The 14341-nt window shown below is 51.6% G+C and carries 14 protein-coding genes and 1 pseudogene; 12 read left to right on the plus strand and 3 right to left on the minus strand.

Annotated features, from left to right (window positions below; genetic code table 11):
* Positions 1–224 precede the first annotated feature (224 nt).
* Both EDM56_RS14780 and EDM56_RS14785 read left to right on the plus strand, forming a co-directional pair.
* Positions 225–672, plus strand: a pseudogene (locus tag EDM56_RS14780) (MarR family winged helix-turn-helix transcriptional regulator); the annotation flags it as partial.
* A complete protein-coding gene (locus EDM56_RS14785; RefSeq protein WP_122918668.1) occupies positions 662–1696 on the plus strand; it encodes a threonine aldolase family protein in 1035 nt (344 codons plus the stop codon). The pseudogene EDM56_RS14780 and the gene EDM56_RS14785, both read left to right, overlap by 11 nt.
* Before the next feature lie 255 nt (positions 1697–1951).
* Here EDM56_RS14785 and EDM56_RS14790 read toward each other — a convergent pair whose 3' ends face one another.
* Positions 1952–2728 (minus strand): Cof-type HAD-IIB family hydrolase, encoded by a 777-nt coding sequence (locus EDM56_RS14790; RefSeq protein ID WP_122918669.1) that lies wholly within the window; start codon positions 2726–2728, stop codon positions 1952–1954.
* 233 nt (positions 2729–2961) lie between these two features.
* On the opposite strand from EDM56_RS14790, the gene EDM56_RS14795 reads away from it, so the two are divergent.
* Together EDM56_RS14795 and EDM56_RS14800 are read left to right on the plus strand one after the other, a co-directional pair.
* On the plus strand, positions 2962–3912 hold the full coding sequence (locus tag EDM56_RS14795) for an MBL fold metallo-hydrolase (protein ID WP_122918670.1): 951 nt from the start codon (positions 2962–2964) through the stop codon (positions 3910–3912).
* Positions 3913–3940: 28 nt separating this feature from the next.
* Complete coding sequence (locus EDM56_RS14800) at positions 3941–4273, plus strand: HIT domain-containing protein (protein WP_122918671.1); 333 nt, start codon at positions 3941–3943, stop codon at positions 4271–4273.
* 111 nt (positions 4274–4384) lie between these two features.
* On the opposite strand, the gene EDM56_RS14805 is transcribed toward EDM56_RS14800, so the two are convergent.
* Positions 4385–4747: a L,D-transpeptidase gene (locus tag EDM56_RS14805; protein ID WP_122918672.1), complete on the minus strand. Its 363-nt coding sequence runs from the start codon at positions 4745–4747 to the stop codon at positions 4385–4387.
* A 183-nt stretch (positions 4748–4930) separates the two neighbouring features.
* Between EDM56_RS14805 and EDM56_RS14810 the strand changes: the two genes are divergently transcribed.
* Positions 4931–5509 (plus strand): hypothetical protein, encoded by a 579-nt coding sequence (locus EDM56_RS14810; protein ID WP_122918673.1) that lies wholly within the window; start codon positions 4931–4933, stop codon positions 5507–5509.
* 669 nt (positions 5510–6178) lie between these two features.
* On the opposite strand, the gene EDM56_RS14820 is transcribed toward EDM56_RS14810, so the two are convergent.
* Positions 6179–6736, minus strand: coding sequence for a substrate-binding domain-containing protein (locus EDM56_RS14820; protein WP_148040391.1), 558 nt, complete (start codon positions 6734–6736; stop codon positions 6179–6181).
* Between the two features lie 334 nt (positions 6737–7070).
* On the opposite strand from EDM56_RS14820, the gene EDM56_RS14825 reads away from it, so the two are divergent.
* The 7 genes from EDM56_RS14825 to EDM56_RS14855 all read left to right on the plus strand — a co-directional run bounded on the left by EDM56_RS14825 (position 7071) and on the right by EDM56_RS14855 (position 14065).
* On the plus strand, positions 7071–8279 hold the full coding sequence (locus EDM56_RS14825) for an ROK family transcriptional regulator (protein ID WP_122918676.1): 1209 nt from the start codon (positions 7071–7073) through the stop codon (positions 8277–8279).
* 11 nt (positions 8280–8290) lie between these two features.
* Positions 8291–8902, plus strand: a complete 612-nt coding sequence (locus EDM56_RS14830) for a chromate transporter (RefSeq protein WP_122918677.1) — start codon at positions 8291–8293, stop codon at positions 8900–8902.
* Between the two features lie 5 nt (positions 8903–8907).
* Positions 8908–9444: a chromate transporter gene (locus tag EDM56_RS14835; RefSeq protein WP_122918678.1), complete on the plus strand. Its 537-nt coding sequence runs from the start codon at positions 8908–8910 to the stop codon at positions 9442–9444.
* Positions 9445–9753: 309 nt separating this feature from the next.
* The gene (hutH, locus tag EDM56_RS14840; RefSeq protein ID WP_122918679.1) at positions 9754–11265 is read left to right on the plus strand and encodes a histidine ammonia-lyase; all 1512 of its coding nucleotides are present in this window, start codon (positions 9754–9756) and stop codon (positions 11263–11265) included.
* A gap of 149 nt (positions 11266–11414) precedes the next feature.
* Positions 11415–12845 (plus strand): amino acid permease, encoded by a 1431-nt coding sequence (locus tag EDM56_RS14845; protein WP_122918680.1) that lies wholly within the window; start codon positions 11415–11417, stop codon positions 12843–12845.
* A gap of 124 nt (positions 12846–12969) precedes the next feature.
* A complete protein-coding gene (gene hutP, locus EDM56_RS14850; RefSeq protein WP_122919180.1) occupies positions 12970–13413 on the plus strand; it encodes a histidine utilization transcription antiterminator HutP in 444 nt (147 codons plus the stop codon).
* A gap of 223 nt (positions 13414–13636) precedes the next feature.
* Positions 13637–14065, plus strand: a complete 429-nt coding sequence (locus tag EDM56_RS14855) for a hypothetical protein (protein ID WP_122918681.1) — start codon at positions 13637–13639, stop codon at positions 14063–14065.
* Positions 14066–14341 lie beyond the last annotated feature (276 nt).

Here is a 14341-nt window from a genome sequence, read left to right on the forward strand (position 1 = left end):
AAAAAAAATGACACAGCGCCAGTCAAATCCTGTATTTTCTCGGTCTATCTCTATATTTTTAACTCTCATCCAGTATAAGAGAATCTGATGTTGTGGCGAAATGATGCTACGGAGAAGCGCTATAGCACGGAATATATTTGTGTTATTGTTGACACAGTCCACTTAATCAGCTATCGTGATTGTTGACGAAGTCCACTAAATAGGAGGGCGATCCTGTGAGTGAAATGGATCGGATCATCGCCGATATCCGGCGATTCAACCGATTTTATACGAATTTGCTCGGTGTATTGGATAAGCATGTTCTCGATACCGGCTATTCCTTGACCGAAGCGCGGGTCATCATTGAGATTGGGATGATGGAGACATGCATCGCGAACGAGCTGGTCCAGCTGTTAGACATTGACCGCAGCTACATGAGCAGGATCATCGCCAAGCTCGGCAAAGATGGGCTGATCAGCAAGGAACAATCGCCCTCCGACAGTCGAACGAGCCGGATCCGGTTGACGCCAAAAGGAGCTGCACTCTTCGAGCAGCTGGACGTGAAATCGGATGAGCAGATCGTCCGCTTACTGCGGGGATTGTCCCCAAATGAAATTCAAGAAATACATGCGTCCATGTTAATGATTCACCAAAAGTTGAGCAGAGCGGGAGAGGATATGGAATGATACGGTTCGAAAGCGATTATACCGAAGGCGCACACGAGCGCATTTTGAAGCGTTTGGTGGAAACGAATGAGGAGCAGACATCCGGCTACGGGGTCGACCCGCACTGTGAAAGAGCGCGAGAATTTATCAAGAAAGAATGCGATACGCCAAATGCGGAAGTCCACTTTTTAGTCGGCGGAACGCAAACGAATACGACGGTCATCGCCTCCATTTTGCGCCCGCATCAAGGGGCCGTGACCGCTACTACGGGCCATATTGCCGTGCACGAAACGGGAGCGATCGAAGCGACTGGCCACAAGGTGCTGACCGTGCCGAGCGCAGACGGCAAAATCACGGCGGAGCAGGTCAAGGAAGTATACGATGCTCATTGGAACGATGTGACACATGAGCATATGGTGCAGCCGGGCCTTGTGTACATTTCCCACCCGACGGAAAATGGAACCACATATACAAAAGCTGAGTTGGAAGCATTGAGCAAAGTGTGCCGGGAGTGCGGTCTGCCTCTGTTCATGGATGGCGCTCGTATGGGGTATGGTCTGGCTGCTCCGGATAGCGACCTGTCGTTGGCGGATATTGCCAAGCTGTGCGACGTCTTTTATATCGGCGGGACCAAAGTCGGCGCTTTGCTGGGAGAAGCGGTCGTTATCGTAAACGATGCCTTGAAAAAAGATTTCCGGTATATGATCAAGCAGCGCGGCGGTATGCTCGCAAAAGGCAGACTGCTGGGCATTCAGTTTGAAACGCTGTTTGAAGACGGCTTGTATGTGGACATTGCCAGGCATGCGGTCGATTTGGCGATCATGATCCGGGATGCATTCGCCAAGAAAGGCTATCCATTCCGCTACGCTTCCACCACCAATCAGCAGTTTCCGATTTTGCCGGATGATGTGCTGGCGAAACTGAAAGAAACGTACTCCTTTTCGTTTTGGGAGAAATTCGATGATACGCACAGCGTGGTGAGATTTTGCACGAGCTGGGCAACCAAGCGGGAGAATGTGGAGCGGTTGGTTGCGGATATTGAGGCGTTGTGATAGAGGCTGAATTCGCTTATATGACAAGGCGTTCAAGAATTTGGTAGATCGGTGATCGGTAAGGAAGAAAAAGCGACTTCCGATTGAAAAGGTATGGCAAAGCTGACTCCGATCATGGGAGTCAGCTTTTTCACAACATCTTCGTTGAGTTGCACTGTAACGAGTATTGACTTGAAATCCTAGCCGCTTTTTGGCAGACAAAAAACAGCACCGCGCCCATCACTCGCTGCGGTGCTGTTCTACATTTTACTTATGTTATTTAATCAATCCGGCATACTGCAGCCCGTGCGCAATTCCGCCCTTATCCACATGCTTGGTGATGTAGTTGGAGAACGGCTTCAAATCGTCATGCGCGTTGCCCATCGCGATCCCCATGCCGACGAAGCTGAGCATTTCCTTGTCGTTGAGACCGTCTCCGAACGCAACGGCTTCTGCCGGCGACAGGCCGAGGTAGCGCAGCAGCGCCTCGATCCCTTGGGCTTTGGAGCCACCTTTCGGAAACACATCGATGGAAACGTGGTGCCAGCGAATGAACGAAAGGGAAGGGAGTGATTGATGATAGCGGTCTTCTTCAGCAGTAGGACAGTAGAGCAGCGCTTGAAAGATGTCGGCTTCCTTCCAGAAATCGGGACGGCTTGGCGGCATTGGCACCTTTAAGTGATCAAAGGTTTCAACGACATAAGGATGCTCTGCGTGGGTGGAATAGCTTTCATGGCTTCCTTGCAAGACGAGCGGATGCCCAAGCTCTGCGGCGAGCTGCTGGAATGCTTCCATATCAGCCTGCGGAATATGGCGAGCGTAAATCGGCTTGCCTTTGTAGACCACATAGGAGCCATTAAAGCAGACGAACGAATCAATCCCGCATTCCTTGGCGATATGCGTGAAGTAATACGGGGCTCTGCCTGTTGCGATGACAACTTCCACCTGCTGTTCTTTCAGCTTGCGGATCGCTTCGATGGTATCCTGCGGAATGTGCTTGTCGTCATTTACCAACGTGCCGTCGATATCAAAAAAGACAATTTTGTAAGCCATGCAAGGTCTCCTTCTCCGAGATGTTTTTTTTATCTATCTCTAACTCCTATCTTTCATGAGTATACCACGCCAAAATAAACCGCGGGTATGTGGCAGGTGAAATAATTGCGCCCGTAAAAGGGAGGGTTTTTCACCACCGTTGTGATGCAGGACAAACCCACACAGCCCATCCTGTTACCTTTTACGGTATAATGAGACTATTGAAAAAATATGTAAACAGGCGGGTGGAGCTGGTGGGAAAAAGAGAACCGATTGAGCTGGGAAATGGGATTCATTTGATCGACGGGTTTGACATGGGGGAGCCGGGCAGGACCGGGTCGTACGTCATCGAGGCGGAGCAGCTGACGATTGTGGAGACTAGCGCCAGCCCGTCCGTCCCATATATTTTGGCTGGACTCGAACAGCTGGGACATCGGCCCGAGGATGTGCGCTACATCATCGTGACGCACATTCATCTGGACCATTCGGGGGGCGCAGGCCTTTTGCTGCAGCACTGTCCGCACGCGCAAGTGGTCGTTCATCCGAAGGGTGCGCGGCATCTCATCGATCCGGAACGATTGATCGCTAGCGCCAAAATGGTGTACGGTAACACGTTTAACCGATTTTTCGATCCGATTGTGCCGGTGCCGCAAGACCGCGTCATCGTCAAAGCGGACGAGGAGACGCTTGCGATCGGCCCTGAGCGCACACTGACATTCCTCGATACGCCTGGACATGCCAACCATCATTTTTCGATTTACGATCCGTTTAGCAAGGGCATCTTTACCGGAGATACGCTTGGGGTGTACTATCATCAGCTGCGAGACCTTGGCCAATCGTTCTATTTGCCATCCACGTCGCCGAATCAGTTCAATCCCGAGGCGATGGCGGTCGCGATCGAACGTGTCAAAGCGCTGCAGGTGGAACGAATCTATTTTGGCCATTTCGGGATGAGTGAAGAGCCGGAGGAGGTGTACCGCCAGTTGTATGCATGGCTGCCGCGTTTCATCGATGCGGCGCAAACGGTCGCAGAAGAAGGCGGGGACTACACCGTATTGAGCGCGCGAATGACGGAGCAGATCACCGAGGCGCTCGACGCGCAAGGTGTGGCGCGCGATCATGCCGTTTACAGCATATTGCCGGTAGATATGGATGTGTGTGCGATGGGCTTGTTGGATTACATACAGCGGCGGGCCAAAGCGTAGTCAGTACGCGAGAGGAGGTAATCATCACATGTCAGAGGACTTTTATTGTGATGAAGTGTTGAGCGGAAAAACGCCTGTGCAAAAAGTAATGGAAACCGATCGGGTGCTCGCTTATTATCACACCCGTCCGTTTTATGAGGAGCATGTCGTCGTCATCCCGAAGCGGCACATTCACTCGCTGCTGACATTAGAAGAAAGCCATTCGGAGCTGTTGCTCGAAATGCTGGACGTGGTGAAGCAAGTGGCAGCACAGGTCGTTGAAGAGAAAGGCGCCTGCCGGATCATGACCAATCTTGGGGACTACCAAGACTCCAAGCATCTGCATTGGCACGTCATCTTTGGCAAACGAATCCGTGAGTAGCTGCCGATAACCGTGCCAAAATGGACAGGCTGTTGTAAAAGGGGCTCGACCGCTGATGGAAACATCGGCAAGGGGAGCCCTTTTTTGCGGTCAAACAGCGGGAGCAGTTTCTCAATTCGGCCGGATCCGTACAGGTGTACCAAGCGGAACCAACCGGCCCAGCTCATTCACATCCTGATTGTGCATGCGAATGCAGCCGTGCGAGACATAGTGTCCGATGGAAGCTGGATTGTTCGTGCCATGGATTCCGTAGTGCGGCTTGCTCAGTCCCATCCACAACGTGCCAAAAGGCGAAAGAGTGCCACCCGGATGGGAAAAAGGATAAGGTACTTTGCTCACGATCGTAAAATCTCCCCGCGGTGTCGATGTGGCGATTTTACCGAGTGCAACGGGATACGTGCGGACAAGCTTGTCGCCGTCAAACAATTCGAGCCTCAGGCGGGAAAGGGAAATTCTGATGGAGTAGGCGGGCATGGTCATCACCTCGTTCCGGTTTTGAAAGCAGGAACTACAGCTTATGCGCGAGTGTGGGCAAGGGTTCTCTTAGATGGGGACAGCTTCTTTCCGCCGGAACATTGGCGGCAGGCTCGGATGCTTGTCAAGCTAAGGCAACATGGATATCATCAGGAGACAATCGAACGAACGGGAGCTGAAGACATGAAACCGGATCTACGGCAATTGCTCATGGTGGCGGAAAGGCTGGAAAACAGCGGAATTGTGTACACGTTAGGAGGGAGCGGTCTTTTGTATTGTTTGGGGCTCACACAGACGGTGCGAGATTGGGACCTGATGACGGACGCACCGAAAGAAGCGGTGATGGCGGCGCTGGGCTCGCTGCCGGTCGAGGAGATCACAAGCGGCGATTATCCGTATGCCAGTCAGTACAAGCTGCTCATCCATCACGAGGCACCGCAAGTGGAGCTGATCAGCCGCTTTGCCATCTATTCGGAAGCAAGGTTGTGTACATTGCCGCTCACAGCCGACATGAGCTGGCAAGGGGTTCGGGTAAGCAGTCCGGAAGTCTGGTATGTGGCATACGCCTTGATGAAGCGAACAGAGAAAGCGGGGCTTCTGCTCGACTATTTACGAGTGCATGGGGTACGGCATGACGTGATGCGCAAGCTGCTGGCTGAGCCTTTACCCGACGATATTGTCCAGGGGCTGCAAGAGCTTATGAGCTTGAGTCCTTTTGATAAAAATCATCGCGCCGATGAAGCGAGTAGTACGAATAGATGATTCCGGCCGCTCTGCCTTTTGGCGTGCGCGAATTGACCTTAGATTGCAAGCATTCCAACAGCTTTTTGTCGCAGCTTTTGGAGAAGTAGCCTTTTTTTTCGTAGCATTTGTCATGCTTTTTGCAACAGTTATCGACATCGTCGATGGGGTCATCGGGCCCGCTACATCCAGGACCGCACCAGTTGCCATAAAAGCAGGGGAAGAGTTTCCGACGTTTGTTTTTGCCCATGGGACCGCTCCTTTTGCGTGATCTGTACCAACACCATATGCAGAATGGAGCGATTTTGCAGTGGGCATATCGGGAGACCAGAAGATTCCTAACGAGATTTATACACTAGTTTAATAAAAAGTATCGTATGATAAAGGTGTGACTGTGAGAATTACGCTACCCTACAGCACAATTCCACTGTTTTTTGGAAAAACTTCGAAAAAGGCGGGATACGTGATGCCAGCGGTGAAACCGAAACCAGAGCACCCATGGAGAAGGAACTGCATCATCAAGCGGGAGGTTAGTCAGCATATCAATCAGTCCATCACGAATGCGCGGGTTAATTCCAACAAGGTAGGCGGAGGCTTGCCCTCATGGAATGGCAGGAAGTAACGCCCGGCGCCCGGGTGCAACAATGACATAGGAACCAAAAAGAAAACTGACGCCGCAAGTAGAGGGCGTCAGTTTGTTGTTTGTTCGGCCACGAAGGAACGGTCGATCAACCAGGAGATGTTCATTTTTTTCGGTTTGGGAAGGTTGGCTTCCGTTTGCAGCTCTTGGGTAATCGCTTCTTCTGATAAGGTGAGCGGCTTGTGTGCGAGCTGTTTACTGTGGGCTTGAAAGTCACGAACCGCTTCTTGAATCGCGGCCGGTTCACTTCGCACCATGTCGGGCTGCGTCACCAGCACCCATGCGCGATCTTGGGCATCCACACTACCGGCGACGATGACGATTGGCTCGCCTTTTAGGTAGTGGGTGACGGCGCTATCGAGCGAGACGTAAGCGAATTGGAGCTGTCCGGCAGCAAGCGAAGCGATCAGCTCATCACTCGTTCGCGTAGCCGTCTGCTCGTCTTTTGGGGAATTTGCTGCTGTATGAAAAGGGGAATCGGCTTGAATCCCTGCCTGAATGAGTGGAACGGTTTGCGTTTTTGTGGAAGAAACGGCAAAGGAGCAGCCGAACAGAATCAATAGGGCAACAACAAGTGAAACGGTATAAGGAATTCTCCATCTGCGCATCTATTATCACACCCTTAATTCCTATTAAACAGATATGAATTATGTATGTTTGAATTATCGTACGAGCGAAAGCACTTTGTCAAGAAACGAATGTAATGTAGGCTACGAACATGGAGGAAGACGTGTTCATCTGCTGATTAAAAAAACTAAAATGAACAAAAGTTCATGCGAAAACACCTGTAAAGGCAAGCATCCCACTAGGGAATGAAGTGTCGAAAAAGCTGTCTGACGAAACATCTTCTCAAAATGGGTAAAAGTTGTATAATGAAGAGAATAAGAAAAAACGTAAAAGATTCGCACCGCGCTATACATAACGGTTCAAAAAGGGGATGCCATGATTACGCATTTTCACGAGGCGATGTCGCAAAAGACCAAGAGCGTGAAATATTTGTATCGCCTGATCCATAAGCATGGCCCTGTCTCCAAAAGCGCATTGATTGAGCTTGCGGGGATGAAGCCGTCTACATGTGCACGGCTGATCGAAGAGCTGCTTGCGCAAGGGCTGATCATGGAGAGCGGGCTGGGGGAATCGAGCGGGGGACGCAAGCCGCTCATGTATGCGATTCGGCCGGATGTCTCTTACGTCATCGGCGTGGATGTCTCGCGCCTGCATATCAAGCTGCTCTTGATGGACTTGTCGCTCGCAGTCGTCGGGGAAGCCAAGCTTCCCTTGGATCAAGACAGCACGCCTGATGTTGCTATTGCGTTCATCGAGGAACAGATCGAGCGATTGCTGGCCCAACACCAGCTGGACGTAAGCCGGGTTTTGGGCATCGGGGTGGGGGCTGTCGGTCCGCTTGACCGCGAGCAGGGCGTGATGACGGGGCCGCTGCAATTTCCCGGCCCGAATTGGCGCGATGTCCCGATCGCAGCTAGGCTGCACGAGCGCTTCTCCATGCCCGTTCTGCTAGACAACGGGGCGAATACCGCTGTTTTGGGAGAGTATTGGAGCGGCCTATGGAAAGAGGTAGACAGCGTTGTTTATAATTTAACCGGGATCGGTATTCGCTGCGGTGTGCTTGCCAATGGGCAGGTGGTACGCGGTCCGGTCGATATGGAAGGGACATACGGCCATATGGTGGTCGACATCCACGGGCGCAAATGCTCGTGCGGTCAGTTCGGCTGCCTAGAGGCGTACAGCACCTTGCCGGCCATTCGCGATGAAGTGATTCGCCATCTGAAACGTGGAAAACCATCGCTCATCGCTGCCCGGGTAGCAGATGATGAGGAGATTGAGCTTGCCGATATCGCATGGGCTGTGGCGAACCGGGATTCGCTCTGCTGCGAGGTCGTGAAGGATGCGGCTTATCATTATGGCATCGGCCTCTCCAATATGATGTATCTGATTCATCCGGAAGTGATCATTCTCGGTGGAGCGCTTGTGACGGAAATGGACCTGTTTTATGAGGTAGCCACGCAAACCGCTTTGCAGCGGGCTTCCATCGTGCCTGGCTACCAGGTCAGATTCAGCCGGGGGACGCTCGGAGAACATGCAGTCGCCGTCGGAGCTGGATGCATGGTGATGAATCATTACCTTGAATAAGGAGGACGGCGATGAACAGCAGAATGGAATGGAAGACATTATGGCACATTTTCATTGCCTTTCTCAAAATCAGTCCGGTGACGTTTGGCGGCGGGTATGCGATGATCCCGCTCCTCGAGCAAGCGTTTACGGAGAAAAAGAAGTGGATCAAAAAAGAAGAAATCGTTGATATACTTGCCTTTTCGCAAACGGTACCGGGTTCGATCGCGGTAAACGCCGCCACGTTTATTGGGTACCGGCTGGCAAAAGTGCCGGGAGCCGTCGCAGCTACGCTCGGCATGGTCATTCCGACTTCGGTGATCATCGTGTTGTTGGCCGCGCTGTTTTTGGGCTATCAGCATCTGCCGATCATCCAGTCCGCGTTTTTGGGCATACGGCCCGCCATCGTGGCGTTGATTTTTTATGCGGCGGTAAAGACGGGTAAGGCGGCGATCGTCGATAAAATCACAGTCGCCCTCGGAGCGGCTGCCCTGATCATTCTCCTCTTTGTACCGATACACCCTGTCTTTGTGCTTCTGGCAGGGGCGGTGATTGGCATTTTGCTTGGACGCAGCAAAAAAAAGAAGCAGAACGGCGCTGCTTCGGATGAAGAGGCCAAGAGGGAATACACGCAGGGGAGATAACAATCATGCTATGGGACTTATTACTCGCTTTTTTGAAAATTGGGTTCGTATCGTTTGGCGGCGGCTATGCGATGATTCCCGTCATCGAATATGAGGTGCAGCGGCACGGCTGGCTAACCACGCCACAATTCACTGACGTGATCGCACTGGCCGGGATGTCACCCGGACCGCTCGCGACCAATGCGGCGGTGTTCGTCGGCTACAAGACGGCAGGCATACTCGGCGCAATCATTGCAGGAGTCGGCATTTCGCTTCCGTCGTTTTTGATCATCATCCTGCTTTCGCTCTACTTGGCACGGATTTCGCAGCACCCGCTCCTTCAATCGGCTTTTTATGGACTGAGGCCGATGATCACCGGACTGATCTGTTATGCCGCGATCCGCTTCGCCGTCCAAAATGATATCATCGGAGGCGCTGGCGGGTTCGATGGCGCTGGTGTACTTATTATGCTGGGAGCCTTGGCGGTGCTCATGTTCACGAAAATTCATCCGGTGTTTGTCATTTTGCTATCAGGTGTGGCTGGGATCGTGATTTACTCATAAACAAGTGCCCCTTTATAGGGAGACTGGGGGCACGTCCACCTTTTTCCAAAAACCAATTCGTTGACAAACAATTCGGAATCAAATAAGATAGCGCTAGTAGATAGTAGCCATTAGCGATTTCCGATTTACGATTCAAACCACACGTGTTTCACGGCTTTACCACAAGCAATAGATTTAGGCAAGGACCCAAAAGCATAGTAAAAGCCCATAGCGATTAGTTGATAGGGGGCTATACCAGGAAACGATTGTTTCGTTTCTTCGGTGTAGCCTCTTTTTGCGCTTTTTGACAAACGAGAGGAGAATGACGACATGGCAATTTTATTGGATGGCAACAGTCTGACACTGGAACAGGTGGCAAACGTTTTGTACCGGAACGAGAAAGTGCAAATTTCCGAGCAGGCATGGGAGAACGTGAAGAAAAGCAGAAAAGTGGTTGAAGAAAACGTACAGCGCGGCAATGTGATCTATGGTATCACCACCGGGTTCGGCAAGTTCAGCGATATGGTGATCTCGAGCAGCGACACGGAGGAGCTGCAGATCAATCTGATCCGCAGCCACGCAGTTGCGGTCGGGGAGCCGTTTTCGGAAAAAGTGAGCAGAGCGATGCTGCTTTTGCGTGCAAATGCGCTGGCAAAAGGGTACTCCGGGATTCGCCGGGAGACGCTGCAGCTTCTGCTCGATTGCCTGAATCACGGGATTCATCCGGTTATCCCGAGCCAAGGTTCGCTTGGAGCGAGCGGCGATTTGGCACCGCTTTCACATTTGGCGCTGCTTTTGGTGGGCGAAGGCGAGGCAATTTATCAAGGAAGCAAAATGTCGGGAGCGGAAGCACTTAAACAGGCAGGGCTTTCACCGATTCGTCTGCAGGCGAAGGAAGGGCTCGCGTTGATCAATGGGACGCAGGCGATGACAGCCGTGGGCGTGCTCGCATACCTGGAGGCGCAGGAACTGGCGCTGACAGCGGACAAGGTTGCAGCCATGACACTGGAATCGCTTTGCGGGATCGTTGACGCATTCGCGCCGGAATCCCATCAGGTGCGCCCGTACCCTGAACAGCAGGATGTAGCTGCACGAATCTTGTCTTACGTGGATGGCAGTAATTTGACGACACGGCAGGGCGAGATCCGTGTGCAGGACGCATATTCATTGCGCTGCATCCCGCAGGTCCACGGAGCCATTTATCAAGTCTTGCGCTATGTCGAGGAGAAGCTTTTGATCGAGATGAATGCGGCTACTGATAACCCACTGATCTTCTCGGACAGCGGCAAAGTCATTTCCGGCGGTAATTTTCATGGCCAGCCGATCGCGTTTGCGATGGACTTCCTCGGAATCGCGATGTCAGAGCTCGCCAACATTTCCGAACGCCGGATCGAGCGACTGGTCAATCCGCAGCTGAATGACCTGCCAGCATTTTTAAGTCCCGACCCAGGTTTGCAGTCTGGTCTGATGATCACCCAGTACGTGGCAGCGTCGCTCGTTTCCGAAAACAAGACGCTGGCGCATCCGTCCAGCGTGGATTCGATTCCATCCTCCGCGAACCAGGAGGACCATGTGAGCATGGGGACGACCGCAGCGCGCCATGCCTATCAGATCATCCAAAACAGCCGCCGTGTACTCTCCATCGAGGCGATCTGCGCTGCGCAGGCCGCATACATTCGCGGAGCGGAAAAGCTGGCGCCGACGACAAAAGAGCTGTACAGCCAGATCCGCGCGATCGTACCAGTGATCGAAAAAGACCGCAGCTACTCCAAAGATATCGAAAACGTGGCCAGCTGGATCAAGGAAAAGCATGCGGCACAGGGAGTTGTACAGCCCGTGTAGGCCTGTACCTTGGCTCAGCCCGTGTAGGTCCGAGCCCCGGCTCAGCCCGTATAGCAAATCGATTGCAAGGAAAAGCATAAGGTGGCTCGCGATGGGCGCGTGTTCGCATGGGACCATCGCGAGTCAGACAAGAGGGGGAGAGAGCGTATATGATCAAAACGGACGGCAACCAGAATGAGCTGAAACGCACCATGAAAAGCAGACACCTGTTCATGATTTCGATCGGCGGGGTCATCGGAACAGGGTTGTTCCTCGGTTCAGGCTATACCATCAATCAAGCGGGTCCGGGCGGAGCGATTCTCGCGTACATTCTCGGCGGGCTGCTGATGTATCTGGTCATGCTTTGTCTGGGCGAACTGTCTGTAGCAATGCCGGTCGCCGGCTCTTTTCAGGCATACGCCAGCAAATACATCGGACCAGCCACCGGATTTACTGTCGGCTGGCTGTATTGGCTCAACTGGGCGATGACGGTTGGCATTGAATTCACCGCAGCCGGGTCGCTGATGAAACGCTGGTTCCCCGAGACACCGATCTGGATTTGGTGCGTGCTGTTCGGTTTGCTCCTGTTACTGCTCAATGTTATTTCAGTACGCTTTTATGCGGAGGCGGAATTTTGGTTTGCGAGCATCAAGGTTGTCACCATTCTTTTGTTCATCATCATTGGAGGCGCCTCGATGTTCGGTCTCATCCACTTTGGCAACGAGCCAGCGCCGATGTTTTCCCACTTCACGGACGACGGCGGGCTTTTCCCGAACGGGGTGACGGCTGTTCTTTTGACAATGATTGCTGTAAACTTTGCGTTTCAAGGCACGGAGCTGGTCGGGGTCACGGCCGGAGAAAGCGAAAATCCCGAGAAGGATATTCCGAAAGCGGTCAACAACACGGTTTGGCGCATCCTGTTCTTTTATGTGATCTCCATGGTCATTTTGGTTGGATTGTTCCCGTGGCGGGAAGCAGGTCTTTTGGAAAGCCCGTTTGTGGCGGTTTTTGAGAAAATCGGAATTCCGTATGCCACGGACATTATGAATTTCGTGCTGCTGACATCGGTATTGTCGGTAGGCAATTCAGGACTGTATGCCGCGAGCCGCATGCTGTGGGGAATGTCGCGAAACAAGCTGGCAAGCCCATTTTTAGGGAAACTGACCAAGAACGGCACACCGATCAATGCGCTGCTCATCACGCTTGCCGTCGCCTGGCTGTCGCTATTATCGAGCGTGTTTGCGGAAGATACGGTCTACCTCTGGCTGCTGTCGGTCGCTGGAATGGCGGGTGTCGTCGTATGGATGGCGATCGCCGCATCGCAGTTCATGTTTCGAAAGCGCTTTCTCGCGGACGGTGGGAAGCTTGAGGAGTTGAAGTTTCATACACCGCTTTATCCGTTCGTGCCGATCGCAGCATTTCTGATTTGCGCGGTCATCTTGATCAGCCTGGTGTTCATCCCTGATCAGCGGATGGCGATCTACTGCGGGGTGCCGTTCACGGTTGGATGCTATGTCTTCTATTTTGTGAGACAACGGAAAAAGACGCACGTCGAGAAAACCGAGAAAGTCGAGCTGCTTCAGACAAAAGAGGCGAAATAATCGCATCGAGGCTTGGAACTCGCAGATTGCTTCCTTCAGGCAGAAAGGTAAAATAGACGTATCGCATAAAAGGTATGAATCCATATCTGAATCTGTGTGAAGAGAAATGGGTGAGATGAAGCCAATGGCATTGAGAAAAGAGCATCGGATCGGCCGTCATGCGACATTATTGGTTTTGGCTGATGATGAGAGCGAACAGCAGGCATTGATCAATGGGCTGGAGTGGAAGTGGTGCAGCGGCAAAGTCGGATCGATGGAGGCGCAAAAGGTCGTCGCAGCTATCGAAACCGCCGCCAAGCAGCATGGCCTCATCCAAAACGATGTGTATCGGGAAGCGCACGCCCTCTATCATACGATCATGGAAGCGTTGCACGGCATCACGAGGGGCCAGATGCAGCTGGGCTCGATTCTGCGGACAGTCGGGCTGCGTTTCGCCATCGTGAGGGGCAATCCGTACGAGAGCGAAGCGGAAGGCGAATGGCTGGCCGTCGCGCTGTACGGAACGATCGGTGCGCCGGTAAAAGGGCTGGAGCACGAAACATTAGGGCTGGGCATCAATCATATTTGACAAAGGAACGTGGAAAAGCGGTTGCGCAGGCAGCCGCTTTTTGTCATTTTGGAATCACAAAAATCGTCTTGCTGAATACGATTGGTATATGAGTAAGTCAGTGTGTACACACTTGCTGTATTTGTTTTGTACTAAAAGGTGAAACTTACGAATGATCGCTTATAGTCTCACCTCACACCGAAAATGTATGAGCAATAATGATGGTAGGTGGGAGGAAGAATAAATGGAAAATAACAAGGAACCGCAAAATTCAACAAGCAAGGCAAACAAGAACCGGTCAACCAATGATTCAGCAAATAAGGCAAACAAAAAACAAGCGACCAATCATTCAGCTAGTAAAACAAATAATAAACGGTCAAATGGAAATTCAACAAACAAGGCAAACAAGAAACAGTCATGTGATAATTCATGGCTGGCAGGCAATAATTTAGAAATCATTGTGGCTTTTCTTCTTTTAAGTGGAAAGCTAAGAGTAGATGCTGTTCAATTGTTTAGACAAGCCACGATGATTGTCAGTTTAACCGGAAAGTACATTACATTGGGCGATTTGAACAATACGAATGTAGATAACTTGCTGAAGTTTCTTAACGATAATGGAAGTTTGACTGTGGATGAGATTATTGAGGCGCTTAAAAAGAAAATGGGGAATTGATAAACTTAGTGAAATGGAGGCATTCAAGATGAATCATAATTTTAATGGAGAGCTTTTCTCGGAATCAGTATTGGTAATTCTTTTAGTTGCATTACTACTATTTGGTTCCACGGATATAGTTGGACTTTCCGCACAACCAACAAAGCCCTAGAAATCTAGTGAAAGCCATTTGTACGATAAAGAGAATGCAAACTCCCGCCTTGATGTCTATTATCCCATCTAGGACGATATAAACATGTGTTCAAAAAAAGCAGCGGCAGTCTAAGACTTAGTTCT

This window comes from Brevibacillus fluminis (assembly GCF_003710825.1).
Taxonomy (GTDB): Bacteria; Bacillota; Bacilli; order Brevibacillales; family Brevibacillaceae; genus Brevibacillus_D; species Brevibacillus_D fluminis.

Coding starts and splice junctions, on each gene's coding strand:
- EDM56_RS14810 (WP_122918673.1), top strand. CDS start 4,931: ATGAAACCGGATCTACGGCAATTGCTCATGGTGGCGGAAAGGCTGGAA.
- EDM56_RS14845 (WP_122918680.1), top strand. CDS start 11,415: ATGATCAAAACGGACGGCAACCAGAATGAGCTGAAACGCACCATGAAA.
- hutP (WP_122919180.1), top strand. CDS start 12,970: ATGGCATTGAGAAAAGAGCATCGGATCGGCCGTCATGCGACATTATTG.
- EDM56_RS14785 (WP_122918668.1), top strand. CDS start 662: ATGATACGGTTCGAAAGCGATTATACCGAAGGCGCACACGAGCGCATT.
- EDM56_RS14830 (WP_122918677.1), top strand. CDS start 8,291: ATGAACAGCAGAATGGAATGGAAGACATTATGGCACATTTTCATTGCC.
- EDM56_RS14835 (WP_122918678.1), top strand. CDS start 8,908: ATGCTATGGGACTTATTACTCGCTTTTTTGAAAATTGGGTTCGTATCG.
- EDM56_RS14800 (WP_122918671.1), top strand. CDS start 3,941: ATGTCAGAGGACTTTTATTGTGATGAAGTGTTGAGCGGAAAAACGCCT.
- EDM56_RS14805 (WP_122918672.1), bottom strand. CDS start 4,747: ATGCCCGCCTACTCCATCAGAATTTCCCTTTCCCGCCTGAGGCTCGAA.
- EDM56_RS14825 (WP_122918676.1), top strand. CDS start 7,071: ATGATTACGCATTTTCACGAGGCGATGTCGCAAAAGACCAAGAGCGTG.
- hutH (WP_122918679.1), top strand. CDS start 9,754: ATGGCAATTTTATTGGATGGCAACAGTCTGACACTGGAACAGGTGGCA.
- EDM56_RS14855 (WP_122918681.1), top strand. CDS start 13,637: ATGGAAAATAACAAGGAACCGCAAAATTCAACAAGCAAGGCAAACAAG.
- EDM56_RS14820 (WP_148040391.1), bottom strand. CDS start 6,736: ATGCGCAGATGGAGAATTCCTTATACCGTTTCACTTGTTGTTGCCCTA.
- EDM56_RS14790 (WP_122918669.1), bottom strand. CDS start 2,728: ATGGCTTACAAAATTGTCTTTTTTGATATCGACGGCACGTTGGTAAAT.